Annotated in this window: 26 protein-coding genes; 10 read left to right on the top strand and 16 right to left on the bottom strand. The window is 71.1% G+C overall.

From position 1 onward, the window contains the following. The first annotated feature begins 30 nt into the window (after positions 1-30). The 5 genes from HHX30_RS08920 (at position 31) to HHX30_RS08900 (ending at position 3,700) form a co-directional block, all read left to right on the top strand. The gene (locus tag HHX30_RS08920) at positions 31-513 is read left to right on the top strand and encodes a MarR family winged helix-turn-helix transcriptional regulator (protein WP_169981292.1); all 483 of its coding nucleotides are present in this window, start codon (positions 31-33) and stop codon (positions 511-513) included. A 111-nt stretch (positions 514-624) separates the two neighbouring features. Then, the gene (locus tag HHX30_RS08915; RefSeq protein WP_169981290.1) at positions 625-1,530 is read left to right on the top strand and encodes an ABC transporter substrate-binding protein; all 906 of its coding nucleotides are present in this window, start codon (positions 625-627) and stop codon (positions 1,528-1,530) included. Continuing rightward, entirely contained in the window at positions 1,527-2,366 is an 840-nt protein-coding gene (locus tag HHX30_RS08910; protein WP_169981288.1) for an amino acid ABC transporter permease, read from the top strand. Before HHX30_RS08915 ends, HHX30_RS08910 begins: the two co-directional genes overlap by 4 nt. Then, complete coding sequence (locus HHX30_RS08905; RefSeq protein ID WP_169981286.1) at positions 2,363-3,103, top strand: amino acid ABC transporter ATP-binding protein; 741 nt, start codon at positions 2,363-2,365, stop codon at positions 3,101-3,103. The genes HHX30_RS08910 and HHX30_RS08905 overlap by 4 nt, the downstream gene beginning before the upstream one ends. Before the next feature lie 27 nt (positions 3,104-3,130). Further along, entirely contained in the window at positions 3,131-3,700 is a 570-nt protein-coding gene (locus tag HHX30_RS08900) for a helix-turn-helix domain-containing protein (RefSeq protein ID WP_169981284.1), read from the top strand. Positions 3,701-3,704: 4 nt separating this feature from the next. Here the strand turns inward: HHX30_RS08900 and HHX30_RS08895 are convergent, their stop codons facing one another. The 5 genes from HHX30_RS08895 to HHX30_RS08875 are packed head-to-tail and all read right to left on the bottom strand — an operon-like array spanning position 3,705 to position 9,960. Next, the gene (locus tag HHX30_RS08895) at positions 3,705-4,763 is read right to left on the bottom strand and encodes a peptidase C39 family protein (RefSeq protein WP_169981282.1); all 1,059 of its coding nucleotides are present in this window, start codon (positions 4,761-4,763) and stop codon (positions 3,705-3,707) included. A gap of 8 nt (positions 4,764-4,771) precedes the next feature. Then, positions 4,772-6,505: an ABC transporter ATP-binding protein gene (locus tag HHX30_RS08890; RefSeq protein ID WP_169981280.1), complete on the bottom strand. Its 1,734-nt coding sequence runs from the start codon at positions 6,503-6,505 to the stop codon at positions 4,772-4,774. Then, positions 6,502-7,332 carry an ABC transporter permease gene (locus HHX30_RS08885; RefSeq protein ID WP_211591761.1) on the bottom strand — a complete coding sequence of 277 codons (831 nt, stop codon included), beginning with the start codon at positions 7,330-7,332 and terminating at the stop codon, positions 6,502-6,504. Before HHX30_RS08885 ends, HHX30_RS08890 begins: the two co-directional genes overlap by 4 nt. 5 nt (positions 7,333-7,337) lie before the next feature. Next, positions 7,338-8,297, bottom strand: coding sequence for an ABC transporter permease (locus HHX30_RS08880; RefSeq protein WP_169981276.1), 960 nt, complete (start codon positions 8,295-8,297; stop codon positions 7,338-7,340). Positions 8,298-8,307: 10 nt separating this feature from the next. Continuing rightward, positions 8,308-9,960: an ABC transporter substrate-binding protein gene (locus HHX30_RS08875; protein WP_169981274.1), complete on the bottom strand. Its 1,653-nt coding sequence runs from the start codon at positions 9,958-9,960 to the stop codon at positions 8,308-8,310. A gap of 206 nt (positions 9,961-10,166) precedes the next feature. Between HHX30_RS08875 and HHX30_RS08870 the strand changes: the two genes are divergently transcribed. Together HHX30_RS08870 and HHX30_RS08865 are read left to right on the top strand one after the other, a co-directional pair. Further along, a complete protein-coding gene (locus HHX30_RS08870; protein WP_169981272.1) occupies positions 10,167-11,195 on the top strand; it encodes a hypothetical protein in 1,029 nt (342 codons plus the stop codon). A 19-nt stretch (positions 11,196-11,214) separates the two neighbouring features. Continuing rightward, positions 11,215-11,790: a pyridoxamine 5'-phosphate oxidase family protein gene (locus tag HHX30_RS08865; protein WP_169981270.1), complete on the top strand. Its 576-nt coding sequence runs from the start codon at positions 11,215-11,217 to the stop codon at positions 11,788-11,790. A 15-nt stretch (positions 11,791-11,805) separates the two neighbouring features. On the opposite strand, the gene HHX30_RS08860 is transcribed toward HHX30_RS08865, so the two are convergent. The 7 genes from HHX30_RS08860 to HHX30_RS08830 form a co-directional block, all read right to left on the bottom strand. Then, entirely contained in the window at positions 11,806-12,654 is an 849-nt protein-coding gene (locus HHX30_RS08860; protein WP_169981268.1) for a M48 family metalloprotease, read from the bottom strand. Positions 12,655-12,729: 75 nt separating this feature from the next. Next, entirely contained in the window at positions 12,730-14,274 is a 1,545-nt protein-coding gene (locus HHX30_RS08855; protein WP_211591760.1) for an NADH-quinone oxidoreductase subunit N, read from the bottom strand. Next, positions 14,271-15,986 (bottom strand): NuoM family protein, encoded by a 1,716-nt coding sequence (locus HHX30_RS08850; RefSeq protein ID WP_169981267.1) that lies wholly within the window; start codon positions 15,984-15,986, stop codon positions 14,271-14,273. The genes HHX30_RS08855 and HHX30_RS08850 overlap by 4 nt, the downstream gene beginning before the upstream one ends. Before the next feature lie 52 nt (positions 15,987-16,038). Beyond that, positions 16,039-17,955 (bottom strand): NADH-quinone oxidoreductase subunit L, encoded by a 1,917-nt coding sequence (locus HHX30_RS08845; RefSeq protein ID WP_169981266.1) that lies wholly within the window; start codon positions 17,953-17,955, stop codon positions 16,039-16,041. Beyond that, a complete protein-coding gene (gene nuoK, locus HHX30_RS08840) occupies positions 17,952-18,305 on the bottom strand; it encodes an NADH-quinone oxidoreductase subunit NuoK (RefSeq protein ID WP_169981519.1) in 354 nt (117 codons plus the stop codon). The genes HHX30_RS08845 and nuoK overlap by 4 nt, the downstream gene beginning before the upstream one ends. A 43-nt stretch (positions 18,306-18,348) precedes the next feature. Next, a complete protein-coding gene (locus tag HHX30_RS08835; RefSeq protein ID WP_169981265.1) occupies positions 18,349-18,888 on the bottom strand; it encodes an NADH-quinone oxidoreductase subunit J in 540 nt (179 codons plus the stop codon). Next, positions 18,885-19,691 (bottom strand): 4Fe-4S binding protein, encoded by an 807-nt coding sequence (locus HHX30_RS08830; RefSeq protein WP_311922218.1) that lies wholly within the window; start codon positions 19,689-19,691, stop codon positions 18,885-18,887. Before HHX30_RS08830 ends, HHX30_RS08835 begins: the two co-directional genes overlap by 4 nt. Positions 19,692-20,132: 441 nt before the next feature. Here HHX30_RS08830 and HHX30_RS08825 point away from each other — a divergent pair, with 441 nt between their 5' ends. The 3 genes from HHX30_RS08825 (at position 20,133) to HHX30_RS08815 (ending at position 23,166) form a co-directional block, all read left to right on the top strand. Next, the gene (locus HHX30_RS08825) at positions 20,133-20,786 is read left to right on the top strand and encodes a helix-hairpin-helix domain-containing protein (protein WP_311922217.1); all 654 of its coding nucleotides are present in this window, start codon (positions 20,133-20,135) and stop codon (positions 20,784-20,786) included. Positions 20,787-20,886: 100 nt separating this feature from the next. Further along, the gene (locus tag HHX30_RS08820; RefSeq protein ID WP_169981263.1) at positions 20,887-21,147 is read left to right on the top strand and encodes a hypothetical protein; all 261 of its coding nucleotides are present in this window, start codon (positions 20,887-20,889) and stop codon (positions 21,145-21,147) included. Between the two features lie 24 nt (positions 21,148-21,171). Beyond that, the gene (locus HHX30_RS08815) at positions 21,172-23,166 is read left to right on the top strand and encodes a hypothetical protein (RefSeq protein WP_169981262.1); all 1,995 of its coding nucleotides are present in this window, start codon (positions 21,172-21,174) and stop codon (positions 23,164-23,166) included. Between the two features lie 487 nt (positions 23,167-23,653). Here HHX30_RS08815 and nuoH read toward each other — a convergent pair whose 3' ends face one another. The 4 genes from nuoH to HHX30_RS08795 all read right to left on the bottom strand — a co-directional run bounded on the left by nuoH (position 23,654) and on the right by HHX30_RS08795 (position 26,084). Next, positions 23,654-24,607 carry an NADH-quinone oxidoreductase subunit NuoH gene (gene nuoH / locus HHX30_RS08810; protein ID WP_169981261.1) on the bottom strand — a complete coding sequence of 318 codons (954 nt, stop codon included), beginning with the start codon at positions 24,605-24,607 and terminating at the stop codon, positions 23,654-23,656. 10 nt (positions 24,608-24,617) lie between these two features. Then, on the bottom strand, positions 24,618-25,151 hold the full coding sequence (locus HHX30_RS08805; RefSeq protein WP_311922216.1) for an NADH-quinone oxidoreductase subunit C: 534 nt from the start codon (positions 25,149-25,151) through the stop codon (positions 24,618-24,620). After that, positions 25,148-25,645 (bottom strand): NADH-quinone oxidoreductase subunit B family protein, encoded by a 498-nt coding sequence (locus HHX30_RS08800; RefSeq protein WP_211591810.1) that lies wholly within the window; start codon positions 25,643-25,645, stop codon positions 25,148-25,150. The genes HHX30_RS08805 and HHX30_RS08800 overlap by 4 nt, the downstream gene beginning before the upstream one ends. Positions 25,646-25,712: 67 nt before the next feature. Continuing rightward, positions 25,713-26,084, bottom strand: a complete 372-nt coding sequence (locus HHX30_RS08795) for an NADH-quinone oxidoreductase subunit A (protein WP_169981257.1) — start codon at positions 26,082-26,084, stop codon at positions 25,713-25,715. Positions 26,085-26,182 lie beyond the last annotated feature (98 nt).

The following is a 26,182-nucleotide window of genomic DNA, read 5'->3' as shown; positions in this document are numbered from 1 at the left end:
CTGCCCACCGCAGGCAGAAGGAGGCAGGCCATGACGCAGGCGGAGATCGCTCCCCGACCGCCGACGGCCGGCGAGCGCGAGGCGTACTGCGCGGTCGAGCGGCAGCTCGCCATCCTGCTCCGGCGCGCCAAGGCGTTCTCCGCCGGCATGGGGCGCAAGGTGCATCCCGAGCTCGACCCCGGCGCGTACGGCCTGCTGGTCCGCATCGACCAGAGCTCGCCGATGCGGTCCAGCGACCTGGCCGCCTACCTTCGGGTCGGCCGGGCGACGATCAGCCGCCAGCTCAAGGTGCTGGAGGAGCTGGGGCTGATCAGCCGGAGCCCCGACCCGGAGGACGGCCGGGCCCATCTGCTGGCTCTCACCCCCGAGGGCCGCAGACGGCTCGACGACGCGCGGGCCGCCCGCGAGGGCCAGCTGCGCACGCTGCTGGCCGCCTGGCCGGAGGAGGACGTCCGGCTGCTCGCGCGGATGCTCGAACGGTTCAACATGCTCACGGAAGGCCTGAACCCCTGACACCAGGTTTCACAGACGTTACTGCCTCCGGCCCATGCAGTGGCCAATCCGTCATAAGGGACGCTTAAACTGCGCCTCAGACTGTTTTCGCACCACAACAAGGAGGCCGGTGTGGCTCCCTGGTCCACCTATCGGAAAGCGGCGAGCATCGGCGCGGCGGTGCTGGCGACGGCGCTCGCCGTGTCCGCCTGCGGGAGCGACTCCGCCGATTCGGGCACGGCGACGGCCTCGGCCGCCCCGGGTGGCGTCGCTCTCGTGAACGCCGGAAAGATCACGACCTGTACGAACGTCCCGTACGAGCCGTTCCAGTTCAACCAGGGCGACAAGGTCGTCGGGTTCGACGTGGACATCGTCGACCTGGTCGCGAAGAAGCTGGGCGTGACCCAGGACATCGTGGACATCGACTTTGCGGCGATCAAGAGCGGCGCCGCACTGAACGCCCGCAAGTGCGACGTGGCCGCCGCCGGTATGACGATCACGCCGGAGCGGCAGCAGAACCTGCTCTTCTCCGAGCCGTACTTCGACGCCACCCAGGCGCTGATGGCCAAGAAGGGCAGCGGGATCACCTCGCTGGACGACGTCAAGGCCAAGAACCTCAAGCTCGGCGCGCAGGCGTCCACGACCGGCCTCGACTACGTCAAGAAGCAGGGCTTCGAGCCGATCGAGTTCGCCGACTCGCCCAAGGAGCTGCTCGGCCTGCAGACCGGCCAGGCGGACGTGATCGTGCAGGACCTCCCGGTCGTGCTGACCTGGCTGAAGAAGGGCGACGTCGGCGACAAGTTCGAGCACGTCGCGAGCCTCGACACCGGTGAGCAGTACGGCATCGGCATGAAGAAGGACAACACGGAGCTCAAGAAGGTCGTCGACGAGGTCCTCGCCGCCGCGAAGTCCGACGGCACCTACAACGAGATCTACAAGAAGTGGTTCGGCACCGAGCCCGGCGCCACGGCCGGTGACGGTTCGGGCGCCGAGAGCCCGGCCGAGACCGGAACCGAGTCGCCCGCCGCCGGATCATGAGTGCTGTGAGCGAACAGCAGGACACCTCCCCCGCTGAGCCCCGCAAGGGGCTCAGCCCGCGGAAGAAGCAGCGCATCAGCCGGGGCGTCCAGTACGCCGTGCTGGTGGTGGTCCTCGTCGTCCTGGCCGCCCTGGCCGACTGGGCGGCGATCCGCCAGTCGTTCTTCAACCTGGACGTCGCCCGCCAGGGCCTGCCCGACCTGTTCACGGTGGCGCTTCGCAACACCGTCATCTACACGGTGTCGGGCTTCGTCCTCGGCTTCGTCCTGGGTCTGGTGCTGGCCCTGATGCGCCTGTCCTCGGTCGCGCCGTACCGGTGGGTGTCGGCGATCTACATCGAGATCTTCCGCGGCCTGCCGATGCTGCTCATCTTCCTGCTGATCGGCAGCCTGCCGCTGGCGTTCCCCGGCTTCGAACTGCCCGGCGGAGTGTACGGCAGCGCCGCGCTGGGGCTCGGCGTCGTCTCGGCGGCGTACATGGCCGAGAACTTCCGGGCGGGCATCCAGGCGGTGCCGAAGGGGCAGATGGAGGCGGCGCGTTCGCTCGGCATGCCGCACATGCGGGCGATGGTGTCGATCGTCATCCCGCAGGCCATCCGGATCGTGCTGCCGCCGCTCACCAACCAGCTCGTCACGCTGCTGAAGGACTCGTCGCTCGTGCTGATCCTCGGGGTCACGGCCGCGCAGGTCGAGCTGGCGAAGTTCGGCAACGACCAGTCCTCCACCCACGCCAACCCCACGCCGATCCTCGCGACCGGCCTGACGTACCTGCTGATCACGATCCCCCTCGGGTACGTCGCGAGGCGGCTGGAAGCACGTCAGGGAGCGCACCGATGAGCGCCGTCGAGATCAGGAACCTGCACAAGTCGTTCGGCAGCCTGGAAGTGCTGCGCGGCATCGACTTCACGGTCGAGGGCGGCCAGGTCGTCTGCGTCATCGGGCCGTCCGGCTCGGGCAAGTCCACCCTGCTGCGGTGCGTGAACCTGCTGGAGCAGCCGACCTCCGGCACGGTGGTCGTCGGCGGCGTCGACCTGACCGACCCGGACGTGGACATCGACGCCGCCCGGCGGCGCATCGGCATGGTGTTCCAGCAGTTCAACCTGTTCCCCCACCTGACCGTGCGGCGCAACGTCACGATCGCCCAGGAGCGGGTGCTCAAGCGGCGCAAGGACGAGTGCGAGCGCGTCGCCCGGGAGAACCTGGAGAAGGTCGGCCTCATCGAGAAGATCGACGCCTACCCGCCCCAGCTGTCCGGCGGCCAGCAGCAGCGGGTGGCGATCGCCCGCGCGCTCGCCATGAACCCCTCGCTGATGCTGTTCGACGAGCCGACCTCGGCGCTCGACCCCGAGCTGGTCGGTGACGTGCTGTCGGTCATGCGGCAGCTCGCGGAGGACGGCATGACGATGCTGGTCGTCACCCACGAGATGGGATTCGCCCGCGAGGTCGCCGACCGCGTGGTGTTCATGGACGGCGGTGTCATCGTCGAGGACGGGCCGCCCGAGCAGGTCATCGCGGACCCGCAGCACGAGCGGACCCGCGGATTCCTGAGCCGCGTGCTGCACCCCGGCGTCTGACGCCCAGCGTGCCCCCTTCGTGGAACAATGGCGTACTTCGAGGGGGGTGATGGGCGGGTGGGCGCGCTCTCGGAGCAGGTGCGGGCGGCGATCGCGAGCAACGTGCGGCACGCGCGGCACACGCGGGGTCTCAGCATCCGCGATCTGGCGGACCGCTCCGGCTTCAGCAAGGCGCTGCTGTCGCAGATCGAGCGCGGCCTGGCCAACCCCACGGTCGAGGTGCTGGCGGGGCTGGCCGAGGCGCTCGACCTGTCGTTCGCCGACCTCACCCGGACGCCGCTGTACGAGCCGCAGGTGATGCGCCGCGCCGGCGACGGCGCGGCGCGCACCCTGCTGAGCTCCCTGGACCGGCGCCGCTTCGAGCTGTACGAGACGCCGCTGCCGCCGGAGCACGCCCACGAAAGCGCCCCCCACGGGCGGGGGTCGGAGGAGTTCGCCTACGTCCTGTCCGGCGCGGTGACCCTGGAGGTCGCGACGTACGAGGTGCGTCTCGGGGCGGGGGACGTCGTGCGGTTCTCCGCCGAGACCGAGCACGGCTACCGGACCGGCGCGGAGCCGGCCCGGCTGCTGACACTCGTCTCGATGCCCTCCGACTGAACGGTCAGTTGAGCGCGATCATGCTCCGGTAACTCGGTCGGCCGTACCACGCGAGCCGGTCGAGCGTCGCGGCGGGCAGCGGCAGGTCGAGCGCGTCGAGATAGGTCTCCCCCAGGTGGGTGTCCGTCCACGGGTCGTTGACGTGGAAGACGTCCCCGTCCACCCCGTGAACGGCGATCCAGTGCGGGCAGCTCTCGTCGTGCATGCCGAACTGCTCGATCAGCACGAGCGCCACCCCGCCGCCCTCGACGACCGCGCGGAGCCGGTCGAGGTCGAAGGCGACGGTCTCCACGCCGACGCCCCTGCGGGACAGCTCGGCCCGGAACCCCGTCTGGATGAAGCGCCGCAGCTCGCGCTCCTCGTCCGTACGGCACAGCTCCAGCAGGGTCGGCGCCTCGGTGGACAGCAGCACCTCGGGACTGGCGCCCCGGCCCGCGGCGGCGAGCGCAAGGCCCAGCGGGTCGCAGCCGGCCACGGTGGTCGCCTCGCGCCACAGCCGAAGTTCCTCCTCACGGGAGGGCTCGCCCCCCAGCCCCACCCCGGCCAGGGCCATCTGCAGCGCCACGGGCCCGCAGGTGAAGTCGGTCGTCTGGCGCATGTACGGCAGCGCCCGCGCGGGCGGCCGCCCGCGCCAGCGCACCTGCCCGTGGCCGATCTCCGGGCCGTCCACGACCGGGCCCGCCCAGGTGGGCACCGGCACCTCCCGGTAGCCGCGGCCGAGAGAGCGCTCCCACGCCGCGTCGCGCGCCGCGAACCACCGCTTGACCGCCACCGCGCCCTCCCGCCAGGCGCGCTCCTCGATGGTGCGCACGAGCACGTCGGCGACCGCGTCGTCGGGCGCCCACACGTCCACGATCTTCCGGTACGCGGTGAGCGGCCTGTGCACCTCGAAGGCGGCCCCGGCCAGCCTCCCCTCCGTACGGGCCGTGACAAGCGTGCGCACCTGCACGCCGCCCGCGAGCCGCCAGCGGCGCAGCAGGTCGCCGGGCACGGCGTCGAGTCCGTCGGCGACGCAGGCCACGTCCTGCGTGACGGGCAGCACGTCGACGCGTAGTTCGGTCATCAGGATCTTCACTCCGCTCGGGTCGCCGCCGGCACGGACGCCAGCAGCCGTTGGGTGTACTCGTGCGCCGGGGCGCCCAGCACGCCGCCGACCGGTCCGGTCTCGACGACCCGGCCGCGACGCATCACGTACACGCGGTCGGCGACCTGCCGGGCGACGGCCAGGTCATGGGTGATGAACAGCAGGGTCAGCCCCAGCTCGCGGCGCAGGTCCGACAGCAGGTTGAGCACCTGCGCCTGCACCGAGACGTCGAGCGCGGAGACGGGCTCGTCGCAGACCAGCAGTTCGGCGCCCGGGGCGAGGGCCCGCGCGATCGCCACGCGCTGGCGCTCGCCGCCCGACAGCGCTGCGGGCCTGCGCCGGGCGTACGCCGCGGGCAGGCCGACGAGGTCGAGCAGGCCGGGCACGTCCGACCGCGCCTCCGACCGTGGGCGGCCTGCGGCCTTGAGCGCCTCGGCCAGCGAGGCGCCGACGGTGAGACCGGGGTTCAGCGCGGAGTACGGGTCCTGGAACACGTACTGCACCCGCCTCGGCCCGGTGGCCCCGCCGCCGAACTCGACGCTCCCGCCGTCGGGCCGTTCCAGGCCGACCACGCACCGAGCGAGCGTGGTCTTGCCGGAGCCCGACTCGCCGACCACCGCGACCGCCTCCCCCGCCGCGATCCGCAGGTCGACGGCGTCGAGCGCCTGCGCGGACGCCCCGGGGAACCTCTTGGTCAGTCCGCGTACGGTCAGCAGGGCGGGCGCCGGGCCCGCCTCCGGGGCGACGGCCGCGGCAGGGGGAACAGCGAGAGGGGGAACGGCTACCGGTCGCACGTCCGAGGGGCGCACGCACGCCGCCCGGTGTCCGCGCGCGACCTCGGCGAGGGCGGGCTCGGCCGTACGGCACGCCTCGACCGCGAGTTCGCACCGGTCCGCGAAGGCACAGGCGCCCCCTACCTCGTAGGGCCGGGGCACCGCACCGGGGATCGTCGGAAGCGCCGGCAGGCGGTGGGTGACGGGCGGGTCGCAGGCGGCCAGCCGGGCCGTGTAGGGGTGGGCGGGATGGTCCATCACCTGGGCCGCCGGGCCCTCCTCGACGAGCCGCCCGGCGTACATCACCATGATCCGGTCGGCCCTGGCCCGTGCGAGCCGCAGGTCATGAGTGATCAGGATCAGGCCCATGTGACGCGCCCGCTGCAGCCCGGCGACGAGTTCGAGGACCTCGTGCTGGGTCGTCACGTCCAGCGCCGTGGTCGGCTCGTCCGCGATCAGCAGATCGGGCCCGGCGGCCAGCGCCGCGGCGATCGCCACTCGCTGGCGCATGCCGCCGGAGAGCTGGAAGGGATACCGCCCCGCGACCTCGGCGGGCAGCCCCACCTCGTCCAGCAGCCGGGCGATCCCCGCGGCGCGGCCGGCGCGCGGCAGCGCCCAGCCGATCTGCTCGCCGCAGCGGTGCACCGGCGACAGCGAGGTGAACGGGTCCTGGAGCAGCAGCGCGATCCGCGAACCGCGGATGTGCTGCCAGGGCGTGCGTGCGGCGGCCAGGTCGTACGCCTGCCCGGACAGCTCCAGCCGCCCGGTGGCGCGCACGCCCTCGGGCAGCAGGCCGGTCAGCGCCCTCGCGGTCATCGACTTGCCCGATCCGGACTCGCCGACGACGGCCACGGTCTCCCCCGGCGCGACCGTCAGGCCGGCGCCCGAGACGAGGACGCCGGCCGCCGAGGTCACCCGTACGTCCCGGGCCTGGAGCAAGGGCGTCATCGGGCTGTCACCTTCCGGTCGAGCGTCTCCGACAGCCAGTCGCCGAGCAGGTTCACCACGGTGGCCGTGAGGATGATCAGCACGCCGGGCACGACGGCCGCCAGCGGGTTGTCGCCCAGCAGCGCGCGCCCGTCGGCGAGCTGGCGCCCCCAGTCCGGCGCCCCGGGCGGCACACCGAGCCCGAGGTATGACAGCGAGGACAGCGCGACCAGCGCGAACGCCACGTTGAGCAGGAGGTTGGCGACCACGATCGGGACGATGTTGGGGGCGATGTGCCGGAACATGATCCGCATCGGCCGGATGCCCAGGAGCCGGGCCGACTCGATGTAGGGCCGGGGCGTCTGCTCCATCACCGCCCCCCGCACGAGCCGCACGTCGGACGGCGAGAACAGCACGATCAGCACGGCGACCGTGATCCAGTAACCGCGCCCCACCAGCCCGGCGACCACGATGGCCAGCAGTACGGACGGCAGCGCCAGCAGCAGGTCGGCGTAACGGCCGACCAGCATGTCCACGATCCCGCCCCGGTAGCCCGCGAAGGTCCCGAGCAGGAACCCGATCACCATCGACCCCAGGGCGACCACGATCGGACCGGCCAGCGCGGAGCGGGCGCCCGCGAGCGAGAGCTGCAGGATGTCGCGGCCGAGCTGGTCGGTGCCGAACAGGTGGCCCTCGATGCCCGCACCGACCACGCCCAGGTAGACGTCCTGGTCGAGGGCGTGCGGCGCGACCAGTTCCCGGCCCACCGCGCAGACTCCGACGGCCGCGAGCACGACGGCGGACAGGATCGCGACGACCGGCGGCCGCGTATTCGTCCTCCGCTTCATCGATTTCATCGGCGCACCGCCCTGGTCCGTACGCGCGGGTCGATCGCGAGGTACGACAGGTCCACGGCGAGCGCGGTCACCGACACGACCAGCGCGACGACGAGCGTCAGCGCCTGCACCACCGGGATGTCCTTGAACAGCACCGACTCCTCCACCAGCGACCCGAGCCCGGGCAGCGCGAAGGTGACCTCGATCAGCACGGTCCCGCCGAACAGGTAGGCGACCATCAGGCCGAGGCTGGTCACTATGGGGATCGCCGCGTTGCGCAGCACGAGGCGCAGCACCCGCCGCTCGGACAGGCCGCGGCCCCGGGCGAACGTCACGTAGTCCTGGTCCAGCTCCCGGATGACCGCCGCCCGGGTCAGCTTCACGACGAAGGCGCCGAGCCCGAAGGCGAGCGCCACCGCCGGCAGGACGAGATGCCACAGCGCGTCGAGGAACCCCTCGCCGGTGCCGTAGACGGGAAACCAGCCCAGTCCCAGCGCGAAGACGTACAACAGGATCAGTCCTACCGCGAAGCCGGGCGCGCTGACCCCGGCGACCGAGGCCGCCACGATCGCCCGGTCGAGCGGCCGGCCGCGCCGTACGGCGGTGGCGATCCCGGCCGGGACGCCGGCCAGGACCGACAGCAGGAACGCCAGCCCGGCCGTGGCCGCCGTGACGCCGGTCCGGTCGAGCAGCAGCGGCCCGACCTGCCCTCCGGCGCGGATGGACGTGCCGAAGTCGCCGGTGACCGCGTGGGACAGCCACCACCAGTACTGCGCGAGGAACGGCTCGTCCAGGTGATACAGCTCGCGGATCCGGGCCAGGGCCTCCGGCGTCACGTTGCGGGTGCCCAGCAGGTTGCGGGCGACGTCGCCGGGGGCGAGGTAGAGCAACGCGAAGACGAGCAGCGACAGGGCGAACAACAGCGCGAGCGTGGCGGCGGCCCGGCGCAGCGCGAAGGCGAGGACGGCGCGGCTCACTGTGCCGCCCTCATCGGGCCGCGTAGACCTGACCGGGCCAGTCGGCCAGCAGGGTGTAGGAGGTGTAGTCCCTGACCCCGATCGCGCTGCCGAAGGCGGTCGCCGCCTGGCCCCACCACAGGGGCAGGTACGCGAGGTCGGCGGCCTGCGCCGTCTGGGCCTCGATCAGCAGGCCGGCCCTCTTCGCCGGGTCGGCCTCGGCGGTGGCCTTGGCCATCGTCGCGGTGATGTTCTCGTTCGCGTACTTGGCGGGGTTGCCCTCGCCCAGGAACCAGCTCGCCAGCTCGCCCGGATCGCCGGTGGTGTTGAAGTACCACATGTAGCTCAGCGGCGGGAACTCGTTCAGCTCGGCCAGCCACTGCTCGATCGGCAGCTCCTTCACGTCGAGCGTGATGCCGATCTTCTGCAGGTCGGCGGCGAACGCCTGCGCGGCCGTCCCCAGGTGCGGGCCGGTGTTCGGGTAGGACAGGTTCGCGCTGAACCCGTTCGGCACCTTCGACTGCGCCAGCTCCTGCTTCGCCTTCTCCAGGTCGTACGCGTACTGGGGGACGGCGGCGAGCTTCCGCGTCGCCTCCTGCGGCGTCCACAGGCCGCCGAACTGCTCGGGCGTGGACAGCGCGGTGGCGACCTGGCCCCGGCCGCGCAGGATCTTGTCGACGATCGCCTGGCGGTTCACCGCGTGGGCGACCGCCCTGCGGACGTGCACGTCGTCGAACGGCGCGGCCTTCGTGTTGAAGGTCAGCCCGGCGTAGGAGCGGTCGGGCGCGTACACCACCCGGGTGCCGGAGGCGCCCTCCCACTGGCGCGACTGGGCCAGCGGCACGTTGAGCGCCATGTCGGCCTTCCCGGCCTGCCACGCCAGCAGGCGGGTGTTCTCGTCGGGCACGAACTCGAACCGGATCTTCGCGATCTTCGGCCGGGCGCCGTGCCAGGTGTCCACGCGGGTGAACTCGACGTAGGAGTCGGGGACGAATCCTGTGACCTTGTACGGCCCGGTGCCGACGGGGAGCGACTGCGGAGTGCCGAATCCGCTCTTCGCGCTCTCCCATGCGGCCTTGGGGGCGATCCACAGGGCGTTGACGTTCGACGGAAGCCAGGCGAACGCCACGTCGGCGGTCGTGGCGGTCAGGGTGATCTCGGCGTCCCCGGTCTTCTCGGCCTTCTTCAGATTCGCCCAGTAGGAGGCCGTGGCGGGTGAGACCTTCTCGTCCCTGGCCATCTCGATCGAGTGCAGCACGTCGTCGGCGGTGACCGGGGTGCCGTCGTGGAACCGGGCGTCCGGGCGCAGCCGGTAGACGAATGTGGTCGGCGACGTGCGCTCGACGCTCGACGCAAGGGCGGGGACGATCTTCCCCGTGGTGTCGACGCCGACGAGCCCCTCCATGCAGATCCCGGCGACGTAGTAGTTGAGGATGCCGGACTCCTGCCCGGGGTAGAGGTTCGACAGCGATCCGGGCAGCGACACCCGGAGCACGCCGATCTCCTTGCCGGTGTCCGTGCCGCCGGCGGCGCTTCCGCCCGGCGCCTTCGAACCGGCCGGTGACGACGGCGCCGCGCCGCAGGCCTCCAGCAGCGCCGCGGCCGACAGCACGGTGATCCCGGTGACCGCCGTCCTCAGGAATCCCCGGCGGGTGTGGACGCCGCGCTCGTCCCTGTCTGCCATGCCACACCTTCCCTGTGACCTGGCTTGTCTACCAAGCCACCCCAAATGGATAGGAGCAGTAAACACCATGGAAGGCGGGATCTTCCATCCCTTTCCCCACCAAATGTGTAGAGATCTTGCCGTGGCTGATTCGTGACAGAACCTTCCGTCCTCGCACCGCGTCTATCCAGGCGACATCCGATCCCGGCGGGACGAAAGGAACTCCGATGAGAAAGCCCGCGATCCTCGCCCTCTCGGCGGCGGCCACCATGGCGCTGACCACCCTCGCCGGCGCCGCGCAGGCGGAGGCGCGTACGGGAGCCGCCTCCGCCACGGCATCCTCCGCGTCCCCCGTCCGGTACGCCTGGCTGAAGTCCTGCCACAAGAAGGACAACTACTTCCCCTGCGGCTCGTGGCACCTGCTGCTCCGCAACGGCCGTGACAGCGTGCTCAAGGACGTCCAGGTGAACCCGCGCACAGCCAAGGGGAAGATCGACAAGCAGTCGAGCACGCCCTTGACGGTGAGCGGCGACGGGCGGCACGTGTCGTACTTCCGGAAGAAGGACGGCCTGCTCGTCGTCCGCGACGTGACCACGAACAAGGTCCGCGTGCTTCCCCGCTCGGTGTCGAAGCCGCCCAAGGGCATCGGCACGGGCGACCTCGCCATGACCCTGTCGCGGGACGGCGGCCTGCTCACGATCGACTACTACGACGAGGACGACAAAGCGCCGTCCCTCCTCGTGAACGTGCGTACGGGGAAGGCGCGCAAGATCCCGGCCGGTGCCGCGATCCTGGGCTTCAGTCCCGACGGGAAGCACCTGCTCGTCTCCCGGGGGACAGCCGAGAACACCAGCCGGTTCAGCGTGTACGACCAGGACGGGCGGCAGACGAACACCCAGGTCGTGCCGCAGGTGGTGGCCAACAACAGCCCGACGGCGCTCGCCGACGACGGCTCCTCCGTGGCGGTGCTGATCACCACCACCTCCGGCAGGCAGCGGCTGCGGGTGTACGACCTCGCGAACGACACCGTGGGCGAGGCCGTCGACGTCCGCGTCCCCAAGAACGAGTCGGCCAGGCGCCTGGAGTGGACCCCTGACGGCGGCCTCAAGCTCTGGGAGACCCTGGACTCGGCGAAGACCGGCGAGACGACCGGAGTCGTGGTCCACGGCCTCGACGCCGGCACCGGCGCCACCACCAAGCTGGACTCCTTCCGGGTGAAGTCCAGCCTGTGGACGTGGTGGCTGCCCGGGGAGTGATGCGGGTTATCGTCCCGGTATGGGCAAGATTTACGAGAAGCTCACCGACCGGCTGCGCGAGTTCGTCACCACGCAGCCGGTCTTCTTCGTCGCGACCGCTCCCGAGCGGGGCGGCCACGTCAACGTGTCCCCGAAGGGGTACTCCGACACCTTCGCCGTCATCGACGACACGACGGTGGCCTACCTCGACCTCGACGGCAGCGGCGTGGAGACCATCGCCCACATCCGTGAGAACGGCCGCGTCACGCTGATGTTCTGCGCCTTCAGCGGGCCACCGAAGATCGTCCGTCTCTTCGGCACCGGCCGCGTGGTGACCCCCGGGGACGCCGGCTTCGCGGACCTGCTCACGCTCTTCGGGCCGCATCCGGGGGTGCGCTCGGTCATCGTCGTGAGCTGCGACCGCATCGCCGACTCGTGCGGCTACTCGGTGCCCTTCATGGCGTACGAGCAGGACCGCACGCTGCTCGACGAGTGGGCGGGACGCAAGGACGTCCAGCAGCGGCGGGACTACCGCGCCAAGCACAACCGGGAGAGCATCGACGGGCTGCCCGCCCTCGGCGCCGCGGAGACCGACCCGGTCGCCCAGCACTCCTGAACGGGTCCCTGCGCGTCACCGCCGGTAGCCGGCCATCCGCTCCAGACGGGCGATCCGCGCGGCGACCGGCGGGTGCGTCGCGAACAACCTGCTGATCCGGGTGCCCCGGAAAGGGTTGACGATCATCATGTGGCCGGCCGAGGCGAGCCTGCCGTTCTCCGGGAGCGGCAGCCTGCGGACCTCCATCTCGATCTTGCGCAGCGCGGAGGCGAGGGCCAGCGGGTCGCCCGTCAGCCGTACGCCCGCGTCGTCGGCCGCGAACTCCCGCGAGCGCGCGATCGACACCTGGATCATCGTGGCCGCGACCGGCCCGAGGATCACCACCAGCACGGCGCCGAGGACCCCCGGGCCCTCGTCGTCGTCGGAGCCGAAGAGCACGCCCGCGTACCCGAAGTACGTGATCATCGTGGCGAGCGCGCCCGTGACCGAGGAGATCAAAATGTCCCGGTTGTGGATGTGCGACAGCTCATGGCCGAGCACACCCTTGAGTTCGCGTTCGTCCAGCAGCCCGAGGAGGCCGTGCGTGACGCACACCACCCCGTCACGCGGGTTGCGGCCGGTCGCGAACGCGTTGGGCTGCATGGTCGGGGACACGTACAGACGGGGCATCGGCCCGCGGGCCTCGGTGCACAGCTCCCGGACGACGCGGTAGAGGACCGGCTGCTCCACCTCGGCCACGGGCCGGGCCCGCATGGCGGACAGCGCGATCCTGTCGGCGCAGAAGTAGGCGACGCCGCTGACCACGAGTGCGGCCACGACGGCGATCCGGGCACCCGTGCCACCCCCCAGCCAGGCCCCGGCCACCAGGAGCGACGCGGACAGCGCCCCCAGCAGGGCCGCGGTGCGCAGGCGGTTGTGGTGCACGCCTCCTCCTCACGGCTCGGTGCGTCCAGCCCTACCAACGCGCATGGCCTGGACGAACGTTCCCCGTGACGCGCCTCACCCTGTCATGGACAGCACCACCTGCGGGGCGACGGAGAAGACCACGGTGACGGCGACCGTGACGGCGACGGCGGCCCCGGCCGCCGCTCTCGCCTGGACCGTACGGCTCTCGCCCGCCGCGGGCGGCGCGAACAGCCGGGCGGTCCAGGCGATGTAGTAGTAGAGCCCTGCCACCGTGTTGGCCGCCATGACCACGGCCAGCCAGCCGAGCCCGCCGTCCACGACGGCCCGGAAGACGACGATCTTCGCGAACAGCCCGGCGAGCCCCGGCGGCAGCCCGGCCAGGCAGACGAGGGCGAAGGCGAGGGACAGCCCGGCGGCCGGGCTCCGCGACGCCAGCCCCCGGTACGCCTCCAGGTCGCCGCCCTCGCGCTGCGACACCAGCATGACCACCGCGAAGGCGATCAGGTTCATCGCGGCGTAGAAGACGAGGTAGGCGATCGACGCCCCGACGGCCACGCGGGGTCCGGCGGCATAGGCGGCCAGCGGCGCGAGGATGTAGCCCGACTGCGCGACCGACGACCAGGCCAGGAGCCGTACGGCGGCACGCTGCCGCATGGCGAGGACGTTGCCCGCCGTCATCGTCAGCGCGGCGACGACCGCCACCCCGGGAGCCCACAGCGCCGCCCTCTCCGGCAGCGCGGACGTCAGCAGCAGGATCAGCCCGGCGAAGCCCGACGCCTTGGACACCACCGACAGCAACGCCGCGACCGGGATCGGGGCGCCGTGGTAGACGTCCGCCGCCCAGAAGTGGAACGGCACCGCGGCGATCTTGAACGCGAAGCCCGCCACCACCAGCACGGTGGCCACCGCCGTGACCTGGGCCATGTCCCCGGCCGTGCCGCCCACCGTGCCGCCGACCGTGTCCCCGGTCGTCCGCAGGGCGGCGTCGATCCGGTCGAGGTGGACCGAGCCGGTCACGCCGTAGAGCAGCGACACGCCGAACAACGTGATCGCGGTGGAGACCACGGAGACCAGGAAGAGCTTGAGGGCCGCCTCCGACGCGCGGCCGTCATGACGTCTGAGCGCGGTCAGCGCGAAGACCGGCAGCGACACGAGTTCCAGCGACACGACCAGCATGACGAGATCGCGGGAGGCCGGCAGCAGGACGGCCCCGGCCAGCGTTGCCAGCAGCAGGAAGTACCACTCCCCGGCCGGGATCCGGCCGCGCTCTCCCGGCCCGGTACCGGCGATCTCCGTCATCGACAGCAGCACGACGACCAGCCCGGCGGCCAGCACAATCGCCGCGACGACCAGGGTGAAGCGGTCCGCGACGAACGAGCACGACGCCGCGGCGGACTCTCCTGCCAGGGAGGCGGGGACGCAGAACGTGCGCCGGGTCTCGCCGCTCGCGGCCTGGACGGCCACCACGGCCAGGGCCGCGGCCAGGCCGCCGAGCGTGACGAGGCCGAGCGCCCGCGCGCCGCCGGGCCGGGCGGGCAGGAACGCGTCCAGCAGCAGCACGAGCCCGGCCACCAGCACGAGGACCAGCGGCGCCGCCACGGCGGCGAAGTCGATGGACTGGATCACCCCGCCCGTCATGGCGCCACCCCCGGTCCGAGGAGCGCCTGTACGGCGGGCGTGGTGACGGCGAGCAGGGCCTTCGGCCACAGGCCGAACAGCACGATCAGCGCCACCAGCGGAAGCCAGGCCACCAGCTCGTGGGCGGTGACGTCCCGGAAAGGCCGCTTCCCCTGGCCCGTCTCCGCGGCATCGGCGGCGCCTGCCCCCAGAGCCCTGGCGGCGCCCGTCGCACCAGCCTCTCCGCCGTCCACCACGGCTTCGGGCTCCCGCTCCAGGGCGGCCACCGCGGCTGCTGCCGCGACCGGTTCGACCGGTTCGGCGCCCTCCCCCGCCTCGCTCAGCACCGCGCGTACGCCTTCGGCGGTGGCAAGCGGCGGTCCCGGCGGGATCGTCTCGACCGGCCGGCCGTGCGTCACCCGGGAGAGCATGCGCAGGAAGTAGGCCGCCGTGAGCACCGTGCCGAGCCCGCCGACGGCCATGAACACGAGGAACAGCGGCCGGGAGACGACGGCGGCCGGGCGGAACGCGCCGAGCAGCGCGAGCATCTCCCCCCAGAACCCGGCGAGGCCGGGCAGGCCCAGCGAGGCGACGCAGGCGAAGGTCAGCAGCGACGCGACGTACGGCAGGCGGCGCAGCATGCCGCCGCCCAGCCGCCTCATGTCGGCCGTGCCGTACCGCTCCTTGACGGCTCCGGCGAGGAAGAACAGCAGCCCGGTGATGAGCCCGTGGGCGACGTTGGCGAACAGGGCGCCGTTCAGGCCCACCGGCGTGAGCGAGGCGAACCCGAGCAGCACGAAGCCCATGTGGCCGACGGACGAGTAGGCGATCATCCGTTTGAGGTCGCGCTGGGCGAGGCAGGCGAGCGAGCCGTACACGATGCCCACGACGGCGAGCGCGCCGAGCCAGGGGGCCAGGGCCGCGGCGCCCTCGGGGAGCACCGGGATCGCGATCCTGGCGAAGCCGTACGAGCCCATCTTGAGCAGCACGCCCGCGAGGAGGACCGAGCCGACGGTCGGCGCCTCGGTGTGCGCGTCGGGCAGCCAGGTGTGGAGCGGCCACATGGGCGTCTTCACCGCCAGGCCGAGCCCGATGGCGAGGAACGCGACGATCTGCGCCGACCGGGCGATTCCCGAGCCGTGCCGCCCGGCCAGCGCGACCATGTCGAGCGTGCCGGCCTCCGTCCAGACCACGAGCAGGCCGATGAGGAGGACGGCCGAGCCGAGCAGCGTGTAGAGGATGAACTTCAGAGACGCCGCCCGCCTGCCCGCGCCGCCCCACAGGGCGATCACGAAGTACATCGGCACGAGCACGACCTCGAAGAACACGAAGAACAGCAGCAGGTCGAGGGCGAGGAACGTGCCGATCATGCCGACCTCGAGCACGAGCAGCGTGACGACCAGCGCGCCCGTGCGGCCCCCCGCGGGCGGGTGCCCCGCGAGGTGGACGAAGCACAGGAACGTCAGCAACGCGGTCAGCACGACGAGCGGCAGCGAGACGCCGTCCACCCCCAGGTGGAACCGCAGGCCGAGGCCGGGGATCCACGGCCGGTCGGTCCGCAGCTGCATGGCGGCGGGGCGCGCGTGGTCGAAGACCGCGGCGAGCGTGACGGCGAGGGCCAGCACCACGGCGGAGACCGCGATCCCCCAGGTCACCGCCCTGTCCCGGGTGGCGGGGGCGATGAGCGCTCCCAGCAGCGGCGCGGCGACGAGCGCGATCGGCAGCCAGCTCATGTCGTCACCACCGCCACGCGAAGCCGCGTGCCGCCGCTGTGAGCCCGCCGCGTCATGTGAGCACCACCGCCGCGACCGCGATCAGCACGATCCCGGCCAGCAGGCCGGTGACGTAGAGCTGCGCGTTGCCGTTCTGGGCGCGCCGCACCAGGGCGGACAGGCCGAGCGTCGCCCGGCCCGAACCCCGGACCGCGCCGTCCACCAGCCGCGCGTCCGTGCGGACCACCCCCCGAGCCAGGCGCAGGACGGGCCGGGCGACCAGCGCGGCGTACGCGGCGTCGACGTAGAAGGCCCGCTCGCACGGCACCCGGAACGGGCCGAGCAGCCGGGCGGGGTCCTGCTCGGGCGCCGCCCGCCACAGGGCGTACACGATCCCGGCGCCGAGCAGCGCCACGGCGAGGCTGACGGCCGCCGACCCCCACTCGATCTCCACCCCGGTCATCGGGCCGGCCAGGCCGAGCAGCAGGGCGGGCACGGCCAGCACTCCGGCGGGCCACAGCATCGACGCGGGCGCCTCCCTGCCGTCGAAGACATGGGCGACACCGGGCGGCGGCTCCGCGAGCAGCTCGATCCGGGTGGGACCGAAGAACGTGCGCAGCCAGGCGCGGGCGGCGTACGCCCCGGTCACCCCCACGGTCAGCAGCGCCGACGCCTGCACGAACGGCTGGGCCGGTCCCGTCCCGTGCTCGATCGCCGCGATCACCGCGTCCTTGCTGAAGAAGCCGCTCGCCGGCGGCAGTCCCGCGAGCGCGGCGAAGCCGACGGTCATCGTCCAGAACGTCACGGGAAGGGCGGTGCGCAACCCGCCCATGTGACTGATCAGGTTCGACCCGACGTGGTGGATGACCAGGCCCGCGCAGAGGAACAGCAGCGCCTTGAACGCGCCGTGCGACACCAGGTGGAACATCGCCGCCCGGTCGGACCCGGCCGCCAGCGCGGCGGCCATGTAGGCGAGCTGGCTGATCGTCGAGTAGGCCAGCACGCGTTTGAGGTCGCTTTGCGCCAGGGCGGCCAGCGCGGCGCCCAGCATGCCGACGGCCGCGACCACGCCCAGCACGTCGAGCGTGGGCGGCGCCGCGAGGAAGGCGGGATAGAGCCGGGCGACGACGAAGATCCCCGCGGCCACCATCGTGGCCGCGTGGATGAGCGCGCTGATCGGGGTGGGCCCGGCCATCGCGTCGGGCAGCCAGGTCTGCAGCGGCACCTGCGCGCTCTTGCCCGCGACCCCGGCGAGCAGCAGGAGCGTCGCGGCGATCAGCGTGCCCCTGTTTTCGGCGTGCTGAAGGATGTCGGCGCGCAGCACGTCGTCGATCCGGAAGCTGCCCGCGGCCGTGCCGAGGATGAAGATCCCGAACAGGAAGCCGACGTCGCCGAGCCGGGTGACCAGGAACGCCTTGACCGCCGCCCGGGAGTTGGCCCGGTCCTCCCACCAGTGCCCGATGAGCAGGTAGGAGCACAGGCCCATGATCTCCCAGCCGACGTAGAGGACGATCAGGTCCCCCGCGTAGACCACCAGCAGCATGGCGCTGGTGAACAGGCTGACGAACGCGCTGTAGGACGGGTAGCGGGGCTCGTCCCGCATGTACCCGACCGAGTAGACCTGCACCGCCAGCGCGACCACGACGACCAGGATGCCGGCGAGCACTGACAATCCGTCGGCGCGCAGAGTCAGGGAGATCGGCGCCGCTCCCGTCTCGACCAGCGTCAGCGTGCCCTCGGCCCGTCCGGGGAGCAGCTCCGACCAGAAGCGCCCGCCCGCCGGGGCCGTACCACGCGCGAGGGCCGCGGCGAGCCACACCGTGAGCGCCGCCGACACCGCGCCCGGGACGATCGCGAACCACGCCGCCCGCCGATACGCCGCCGGTCCGCTACGAGCGCCCAGATTCCGGGTGCCCAGGCGGGTCGCGAGCAGCCCGGCCACGGCGGCGGCGAACGGCAACAGGACGATCAGGGCCACCACGGCGATCACGAGGCGTCCTCCCCCTCCGGGCGCCCCGGATCGGGTGTCCGTACGACTTCGGCGAGCGCGCGCAGCCGGTCGACGTCGACGGTCCGCCGAGTGCGGAAGACCGCCAGCACGATCGCCAGCCCCAGGCCGACCTCGGCCGCGGCGATCACGATGACGAACAGCGTCAGCACCTGACCGCCATGCAGACGGTCCCCGAGCCAGACGTCGAAGGCCACCAGGTTGAGGTTGACCGCGTTGAGCATCAACTCGACCGACATCAGCACGAGGATCGCGTTGCGCCGGGCCAGCACGCCGTACACACCGATGGAGAACAGCAGGGCGGAGACCACCACCGGGTAGACGACGTGCATCGCGCTCACCGCCTCCGGGCCGCGGGTCTGGCCGATAACGAGGTCATTCCCGCCCCCTGATGTCGGTGCGGGACAGGACGATCGCGCCGACCAGCGCGGCGAGCAGGAGCACCGACAGCGCCTCGAACGGCAGCACCCAGGTGCGGAAGACGCTCGCCCCCAGGGATCCGGCCGACCCCTGCCCGGGCCGGAGCGGCGCGTACGCCGTGCGGAAGCCGGTGACGACCACGGTGACGAGCACGCCGGCGGTCGCGACGGCGACCAGCGCGGCGGCCCACCGGTTGCCCGAGTCGAGGCCGGCGGAGGGCCCGATGGGCGCGCGGGTCAGCATGATGCCGAACAGCAGCAGCACCACGACCGCGCCCACGTAGATCAGCACCTGCACCCAGGCGACGAACTCGGCCGTCAGCACCAGGTAGCCGCCCGCGAGCGCGCCGAAGCAGACGACCAGCCACAGCGCCGCGTGGACGAGTTGCCTGGTCGTGACGACCAGCAGCGCCGAGCCGACGGCGACGGCGCCGAGCAGCAGGAAGACGACCTCAGGCCCCGAGGGCGGCCACAACCCCGGCGCCTGGGAGGTCATCGCTCCCCCTCGGGCCCGTCCTTCTTCTCCGGCGACGATCCGTTCTTCCTGGGCAGCGAGCCCGGCGGCCGGATGGAGCGGATGTCCCGCATGGCTCTCGGCGGCTCACGCCGCGTTTGGCTCTCCGGGGCCTTCACGGGTTCGGCCGCCGGTCGCGCGGTCTCCCGCGCTGTTTCCCGCGTGGTTTCCCGCGCGGCCTCCTGAGCCGTCTCCTGGGCCGTCTCCTGGGCCGTCTCCTGAGCCGCGGACGCGCCCTCGGCCGGTCCCTTCACCCGCGCCGGCGGCGCCGTACGGCCGGCCGGCGCCGGGCGGGAACCGGCCGACAGTTCCTTCGGCGGTTCGGCGCCGACCTCGTGCGCCGGCGGCGGGGGCACGGTCGCGGCCCACTCGCCCAGCCTGTCCTTCTCGTGCAGGAGGTCACGGATGTCGTACTCGGCGTACTCGAACTCCGGTGACCAGAACAGCGCGTCGAAGGGGCACACCTCGATGCAGATGCCGCAGTACATGCACAGCGAGAAGTCGATCGCGAAGCGGTCGAGTACGTTGCGGGCGCGCGGACGGCCGCCCTCGGGCGCGGGCAGGGTCTCCTTGTGGGAGTCGATGTAGATGCACCAGTCGGGACACTCCCGGGCGCACAGCATGCAGACGGTGCAGTTCTCCTCGACCAGGGCGATGACGCCCCGGCTGCGGGCGGGCAGGTCGGGGTGGACCTCCGGGTACTGCTGCGTCTCCGACTTACGCAGCATGTGCCGCATGGTCACGGCCAGGCCCTTGGCCAGCCCTTCTCCTGGAATGCGCGCCACACGCTCATCATCGCGCACTATCGGCGGCGAGTGAACGTGTGACTCCATCCCGACGGTTTTCCACATCATCCACACGGTCATCCCCAAGGTTGTCCACAGGGGTGTGGGGAGAAGGGGCAGCGCAAACACCGACATATCCGTATCGTCTGGACCATGAACGGCTATGGGGGGCCGGGAGGTTACCCGCCCGGACCGCAACGACCGCAGGGACCACAAGGGCACGGACCGCAGGGACCACAAGGGCCGCGCGGACAGGGACCACAGGGGCACGGGCAGCAGGGACCGCAGGGACCACAGGGGCAGGGACCACAGAATCCGTACCGGCACCGGGGGGGACCGTACGGGCAGCAGTGGCCGGGCCCTTACGGCGCCCATCCGGCTTCGCCCGCACAGCCACCCGTGCCACCGCCCCCTCCCCCGCCGATGCCCCCACCGCCACCCGTGCAGCGGCCTTCCAGCGCGCCCAGCTACCTGTGGGCGCTCGCCCCGCTGTACACCTGCGGCTTCGGGACCCCCCTCACCATGCTGTACGCCGCTCTGCGCAGGCGCAGCGCGTGGTACGGGGCCGCTTCCGCCGGGTACGCCACGGCCATCGGCACGTGGATCTATCTGGCCGAGGCGTACGACGAAGCCGAAGCACCGTTCCTCGTGTCCCTCGCCATGGTCCTCGGCATGCTCGGCCCCTGGCTCGTCGGCACCGTGCACTCGCTCACGGTCAGGAAGCAGGTCTTCGACGACCTCCTGCCGGATTCGTCCGCGAACGAGCAGGCGGTCGCGTTCGTGCAGCACCGCCGCGCCCTGCGGGAACAGGCCAGGGAACTCGCGCAGCGCGATCCCGTGCTGGCACGCGAGCTGCGGATAGGGCGGCCCGACCTGCCGAGGCAGTACGACGACGGCGGTTTGGTCGACGTCAACCGCGCCCCCGCTTCGGTCATCGCCGGCTTGCCGGGACTGACGCCCGCGCTCGCCGAGCAGATCGTGCGCGTACGCGACCAGGTCGGCGGCTTCGTCTCGGCCGAGGACGTCTCGGCCGCCGCGTCCCTGCCTCCGAACCTCACCGCCGATCTCGCCGAATACGGCATTTACCTCCCATAGTCATTCGGTAATCCCGGTTGTCGTCGCACATATCCCTGGCTGAGCGATCGGTGTTTCCTTAGGCTCTACGGTGCGTCAGCCGTGAGAAACGGGAGGGCCAGTGACGTCATCCGAGATCGCCGAATGCAGGGCGGACATGGCCGCGGCCGCCATCGCCGTGCGGGAGATCCTCCAGGCGCTCACCGCCGTCCCCGCCATGTTCGGTGAACACACCTGGCAGGGCCCGGCGGCCGACCGCTGGGCGACCGGCTGGAACGCCAGAAGGACCCAGCTCACCAGGCTGTTCGACGCCGTGCTCGCCGAGCAGCCGCACCTGATCGCCCGTGTGGAGGAGGCGGAGCGCCGCAAAGCCGCCTCGTAGGCCGCCGCACCGGGAAGGATCGCCGTGGGGGAGTTCGTCGGAGTCGATCCCGAAAATCTCAAGGAGCTGACCAAACGACTGGAACAGCTTCATGAGCTGCTGGCCCGGCACAGTCCGCTCATACAGCAGAAAATGCAGAAATGGGGGAGCGAAGTCGCGGTAACCTCGCTGCCCGGCCTCATCGCCGCCGCGCTCGACGACGTCCGCGACATGGACGCCCGCACGACCAGGGCGTACGAACTGGCGAGGCAGCAGGGCTGGAGCGCGCTGGGCCGGGCGCCCGGCGTCCTCGGCCTCACCTCCAATCGACCGCCCAACGTACGGCTGGACTGGGAGGCGACGGGGCAGAGCGGATACCAGGGCGAGCGCGATGCGGAGACGCTGTCCGCCGCCCTCGCGGCCAAGGACCCCGAGAACGCACGCATCGCTCTCTTGGGACTGCCGGAGAGTCTGCGGCGGCACCTCGCCGACAAGGACTACCAGGCGGCCTTCTGGGCGGGGGCGGGCCCGCTCGCGCTACGCGCGGCCCGCGCGCTGTACGAACGAGCGGGTAGCGCGCTGTTCAGCGCGGAGAGCGTGAGCGTACTGCGGGCGCTCGGGGCGTCCCTGGCCGCCGCCAGCCAGATGCGCGTCGGCACGGGCAAGGACCGCCGCCCGTTGCTGCCCGCCGCGACCCGCGCCACCCTCACCGGAAGTTCCGACCCCTGGTCGGTCGGAATGCTCGTGAAGTACGGCCCCGAGGGCAGGTCGTGGGACTCCCGCCTGCTCGCCGACCTGACTCGCGCCATGCTCGACGCCCGCGCCGCCGGCAAGACCATCTGGCCGCCCGCCCGCGGCAAGCTGGAGACCGACGTCGACGCCTCACGTCATCAGCGGCTCATGGCGGAGTACGACGCCGTGGGGGCCGTCCTCCAACGGGCCGCGGAAAACGGGATGGCCGCCCGGCACGTGCTGGGCGATCCGGCCACCGGCCTCAAGTACGCCCGCATGCTCGTCAGCAACTCCTGGCACACCCCCGGCTACGACGCGAGCCTGTACTCCAGCGCCTATCTCGACCCAGTCAGCAGGGATGCAGCCCCCGGCTACCTCGAACCCCCCGGGCAAATCGACACCTCTTCCTCCACGGCCGCCTTCCTCAAGGCCGCCGTCTCGGCGGAGCGGGGCACGTCAACGGACGCCAAGGAGTCGGCCTGGTCCGTCGTTCACATCGTCCAAGCCACCGCCGACTTCTCCAAGCTTCACCCGCAGACGGTGCTGCCCAGAGAGATCCGGCACGCGCTGATCTACACCGCCGACCGCTACCTTCCCGATTTCGCCGCCTCCGTCAACGGTTACGGCAACAAGGCCCGTCCGCACGGCGATCAGCCGGGCGCTCCATGGGTCTCCTACGTCGACAGCGCTGCACTGGCCGAACTCCTCAGGCAAGCCTTGCACGACCCCAAGGACCTCGGCGCCTTCGAAGGGAGGATGGACGCTCGAATCAGCGCAAGCGTGGCCGCGTCCATCCGGGACCCGAATCAGAACTATCTTGCCCAGATGAGTGGGCTCAACGGCATGATCGCCAGGATCAAGAAGGACTTCAAATTCAACGAAGCTCAGCAGTTGGACGAGAAAGCACAGCACTTCCAAACCTTCTTGTCCATCGTATCCGGCGGATGGGGCGCGCTCAGTTTCAGCAGAGCACTGGGCGCAGGCACCGTTTCCCAAGTATTCGTCGCCGTTGCGCAACCCCCTACGAGCGAGCTCATCAACACCGATCACAAGATAGAAGCTTATAAGATCAATGAGGACGAGTTCCGAGCACGCCTGCTCCACGTCAAGATTCCTGTGATCCAAGGACTTCTGATCGCCGATGCGATCGATCTGCCCGCGAACACCTCCTGGTACCAGGATGGAGCGATCAGCCCGAACGCGGATTTCACCGACTGGTACAGCACACATGAAGGAGTCGTATACGGTGGCCGCAGATTGGAGGAATGGGTGAGAAACGCAGAGCACGCCATGGACATGCAACGATGACGGGGCGGTTCGCACTCCGCCTGCCCGCCCTGGCGATTCTCATCGCCCTGGGAGTGACGGCATGCGATGGTGGCGCCGCCTCAGAACAGAAGACCGATCCGGCACGCCAACGGAAGGCGGCGATAGAGAAGGCGGTTCAGTGTCTACTAGATCGCGGCGCCATTCCTGACGAGCAATTGCGGTCCGCGACGTGGCTGAGAGAGGGAAAAGTGCTTCCCAACGCCGACTTCACCGATTGGTACACGACGCACGATAACGTCAAGTACCGGGGACAGACTCTGCTTGAGTGGACCGAGCAGGCCGAGAAGGCCGGGAACACATGGAGATGCCCCCCTTGATGGTCGCTCCCTCTCCGGAGATCGGCATCGCCAAATGAACGCAGGCGAGAAGCCACGCGGAAACCAGCTTCAGTGGGAAGGCACTGCAGGTGTGGGAGGACGAGGCGACGGCGGGGTGGCCGGGGTGGAGGTGCCCGCTGTGAGGCCGCTCAGGCGGTGAGAACCCTGACGACGCCGGTGAGGGCGAGCTGGAGGAGGGCGAGGGGCACCAGGACGGTCCAGGCGAACTTCTGCAACTGGTCCTCGCGCATCCGGGGATAGCTCACCCGGACCCAGATGACGACGAAGGCCAGGGCGAAGACCTTGATGAGCGTCCAGACCGGTCCGGGCAGGAGCGGGCCCTGCCAGCCGCCGAGGAACAGCACGGTCGTCAGGGCGGACAGGACGACGATCCCGGCGTACTCGGCGAGCATGAACAGGGCGAAGCGGAACCCGGTGTACTCGGTCATCGGGCCCATGATGAGCTCGGATTCGGCGATCGGCATGTCGAACGGTGGCCGCCGCAGCTCGGCCAGCCCGGCGACGAAGAAGACGAAGGCGCCGATCGCCTGCCAGGGAAGCCACCACCAGCGCCACTGCTCGGCGATGCCCTGAAGGGACAACGTGCCCGCGGCCATCGCCACGCTGGAGGCCGCGAGCACCAGTGGCAGCTCGTACGACATGAGCTGGGCGGCGGCCCGGATGCCGCCGAGGGCGCTGTACTTGTTGGCCGAGGCCCAGCCGGCCATGATCGCGCCGAGTACGCCGACGCCCATCACCGCCAGCACGAAGAACAGCCCCACGTCGAGGTCCACGGCCGCCAGCCCGGGGCCGACCGGAATCACGACCATCACGACCAGGTACGGCACGAGCGCCACCGCCGGGGCGATCGCGAACACCCGCCGGTCGGCGGCGGCCGGAATCACGTCCTCCTTCTGGGCGAACTTGACGCCGTCCGCGAGGAGCTGGGCCCAGCCGTGGAAACCGCCGGCGTACATCGGCCCGAGGCGGGACTGCATGTGGGCCATGGCCTTGTGCTCCATCTGCCCGACGATCAGCGGCAGCAGCAGGAACGCCGCCACCACGACGACCAGCCGGACCGCGACGTCGAGCACCTCGGCCATGGCACCCCTCTCAGCCGGAGGCCCAGTCGGGCGGCACGCCCGGGGGCGACATCCTTCGGCGGCTCGGCGAGCCGTGGCCGGACTCCCCCGGTTCCTTGGCTCCGGGCCAGGCCTTGGCGACGCGGGCGGCCAGCACGAAGTCCTTGCGCAGCGGGTGGCCTTCGAAACCGTCCGGCAGCAGCAGCGGGCGCAGGTCGGGATGGCCGTCGAAGACCACGCCGAACATCTCGTACGTCTCCCGCTCGTGCCAGTTCGCCCCGCGAAAGACACCGGTGGCGGTCGGCAGGCGGGGGTCGGCGCGCGGGACCCGGGTGCGCACGAGCAGGTGCGCGAACGCGACCGGGTCGAACACGTGGGCCACGACGGCGAACGCCTCGGGCGGTTCGTCCACGGCGGTCAGCCAGTCGAAGAACTCGAATCCGGCCGACCGCGCGAACGCCAGCGCCTCGACCCACTCGCCGGGGTCCACGTCGAGCACGTCCTGGCCGAAGGAGTCGGTGACGCGTGAGCCGTACCGCTCGCGCAGAACCTCGATGGCGCTCACGACTCCGCCTCCGGCAGGTAGCGGTCCTCCAGCGTCTCGGCCGCGATCTTCTCCTGGAGCTTCATGATGCCGTGCAGCAGCGCCTCGGGGCGGGGCGGGCAGCCGGGGACGTACACGTCCACCGGGATGATCTGGTCGACGCCCTTGGTGACGCAGTAGGAGTCCCAGTACGGCCCGCCCGAGTTGGAGCAGGCGCCGAACGAGATGACGTACTTGGGATCGGGCATCTGCTCGTACAGCCGGCGTACGGCCGGGGCCATCTTGTCCGTCACCGTGCCCGACACGATCATGAGGTCGGCCTGCCGGGGGCCGTTGGCGAACGGGATGACCCCGAAGCGGATGAAGTCGTGCCTGCTCATCGACGTGGCGATGAACTCGATGGCGCAGCAGGCCAGCCCGAAGTTGAAGACCCACAGTGAGTAGCGACGGCCCCAGTTCAGCACGAACTTCATCGGTTTGGGCGCCAGCCGGGACACCGGCCCCACCGTGGGCATCGGGAGATCGTTCACGGGCATGCGGTCACCGCCATGCCGTCCATTGTCCTCCCCGTAGCCGGTCGGGTCACGTCCAGCCCAGCACCCTCTTGCGCCAGGCGTACAGGATGCCGAGCGCGATGAACGCGAGGAAGACGAACATCTCCACCAGCGTCGTCATGCCGTATCCGGGCGCGGCGAAGACGGTGGCCCAGGGGAAGAGGAACACGGCGTCGACGGCGAAGACCACGTAGAGATACGTGAAGACGTAGTAGCGGATCTGCGACTGCGCCCAGCCCTCGCCGACCGGGTCGACTCCGCACTCGTACGTCGTGAGCTTCTCGGGGGTCGGCCGGCTCGGTCGTAACATGCGGTTCACGAACAGGCCGCCGGCGAAGATCGCTACGCCGACGAGGAAGAGGGCGACGACCACGGCATATGAGCCGAAATATCCACTCATACCGCCTCCAGACTTCGAGGATAACCCCGGCACGATCTCAAGGGCTGAACACTTGGCGGTCACACGGGAGTCCCGCGCATATAGTTGAGGATCGTGAC

Origin of the sequence: Microbispora sp. H10836 (assembly GCF_012999525.1) — a bacterium.
In the GTDB taxonomy this organism is placed as follows: Bacteria; Actinomycetota; Actinomycetes; order Streptosporangiales; family Streptosporangiaceae; genus Microbispora.
Note: the sequence above shows the minus strand (reverse complement) of the source record. Positions and strands in the feature narration are given on the sequence as shown.

Bases quoted from the DNA above. Each gene is read 5' to 3' on its own strand.
- HHX30_RS08920 (WP_169981292.1), top strand. From the start codon at position 31: ATGACGCAGGCGGAGATCGCTCCCCGACCGCCGACGGCCGGCGAGCGC.
- HHX30_RS08910 (WP_169981288.1), top strand. From the start codon at position 1,527: ATGAGTGCTGTGAGCGAACAGCAGGACACCTCCCCCGCTGAGCCCCGC.
- HHX30_RS08905 (WP_169981286.1), top strand. From the start codon at position 2,363: ATGAGCGCCGTCGAGATCAGGAACCTGCACAAGTCGTTCGGCAGCCTG.
- HHX30_RS08900 (WP_169981284.1), top strand. From the start codon at position 3,131: ATGGCGTACTTCGAGGGGGGTGATGGGCGGGTGGGCGCGCTCTCGGAG.
- HHX30_RS08895 (WP_169981282.1), bottom strand. From the start codon at position 4,763: ATGACCGAACTACGCGTCGACGTGCTGCCCGTCACGCAGGACGTGGCC.
- HHX30_RS08890 (WP_169981280.1), bottom strand. From the start codon at position 6,505: ATGACGCCCTTGCTCCAGGCCCGGGACGTACGGGTGACCTCGGCGGCC.
- HHX30_RS08885 (WP_211591761.1), bottom strand. From the start codon at position 7,332: ATGAAGCGGAGGACGAATACGCGGCCGCCGGTCGTCGCGATCCTGTCC.
- HHX30_RS08875 (WP_169981274.1), bottom strand. From the start codon at position 9,960: ATGGCAGACAGGGACGAGCGCGGCGTCCACACCCGCCGGGGATTCCTG.
- HHX30_RS08870 (WP_169981272.1), top strand. From the start codon at position 10,167: ATGAGAAAGCCCGCGATCCTCGCCCTCTCGGCGGCGGCCACCATGGCG.
- HHX30_RS08865 (WP_169981270.1), top strand. From the start codon at position 11,215: ATGGGCAAGATTTACGAGAAGCTCACCGACCGGCTGCGCGAGTTCGTC.
- HHX30_RS08855 (WP_211591760.1), bottom strand. From the start codon at position 14,274: ATGACGGGCGGGGTGATCCAGTCCATCGACTTCGCCGCCGTGGCGGCG.
- HHX30_RS08850 (WP_169981267.1), bottom strand. From the start codon at position 15,986: ATGAGCTGGCTGCCGATCGCGCTCGTCGCCGCGCCGCTGCTGGGAGCG.
- nuoK (WP_169981519.1), bottom strand. From the start codon at position 18,305: ATGCACGTCGTCTACCCGGTGGTGGTCTCCGCCCTGCTGTTCTCCATC.
- HHX30_RS08835 (WP_169981265.1), bottom strand. From the start codon at position 18,888: ATGACCTCCCAGGCGCCGGGGTTGTGGCCGCCCTCGGGGCCTGAGGTC.
- nuoH (WP_169981261.1), bottom strand. From the start codon at position 24,607: ATGGCCGAGGTGCTCGACGTCGCGGTCCGGCTGGTCGTCGTGGTGGCG.
- HHX30_RS08800 (WP_211591810.1), bottom strand. From the start codon at position 25,645: ATGCCCACGGTGGGGCCGGTGTCCCGGCTGGCGCCCAAACCGATGAAG.
- HHX30_RS08795 (WP_169981257.1), bottom strand. From the start codon at position 26,084: ATGAGTGGATATTTCGGCTCATATGCCGTGGTCGTCGCCCTCTTCCTC.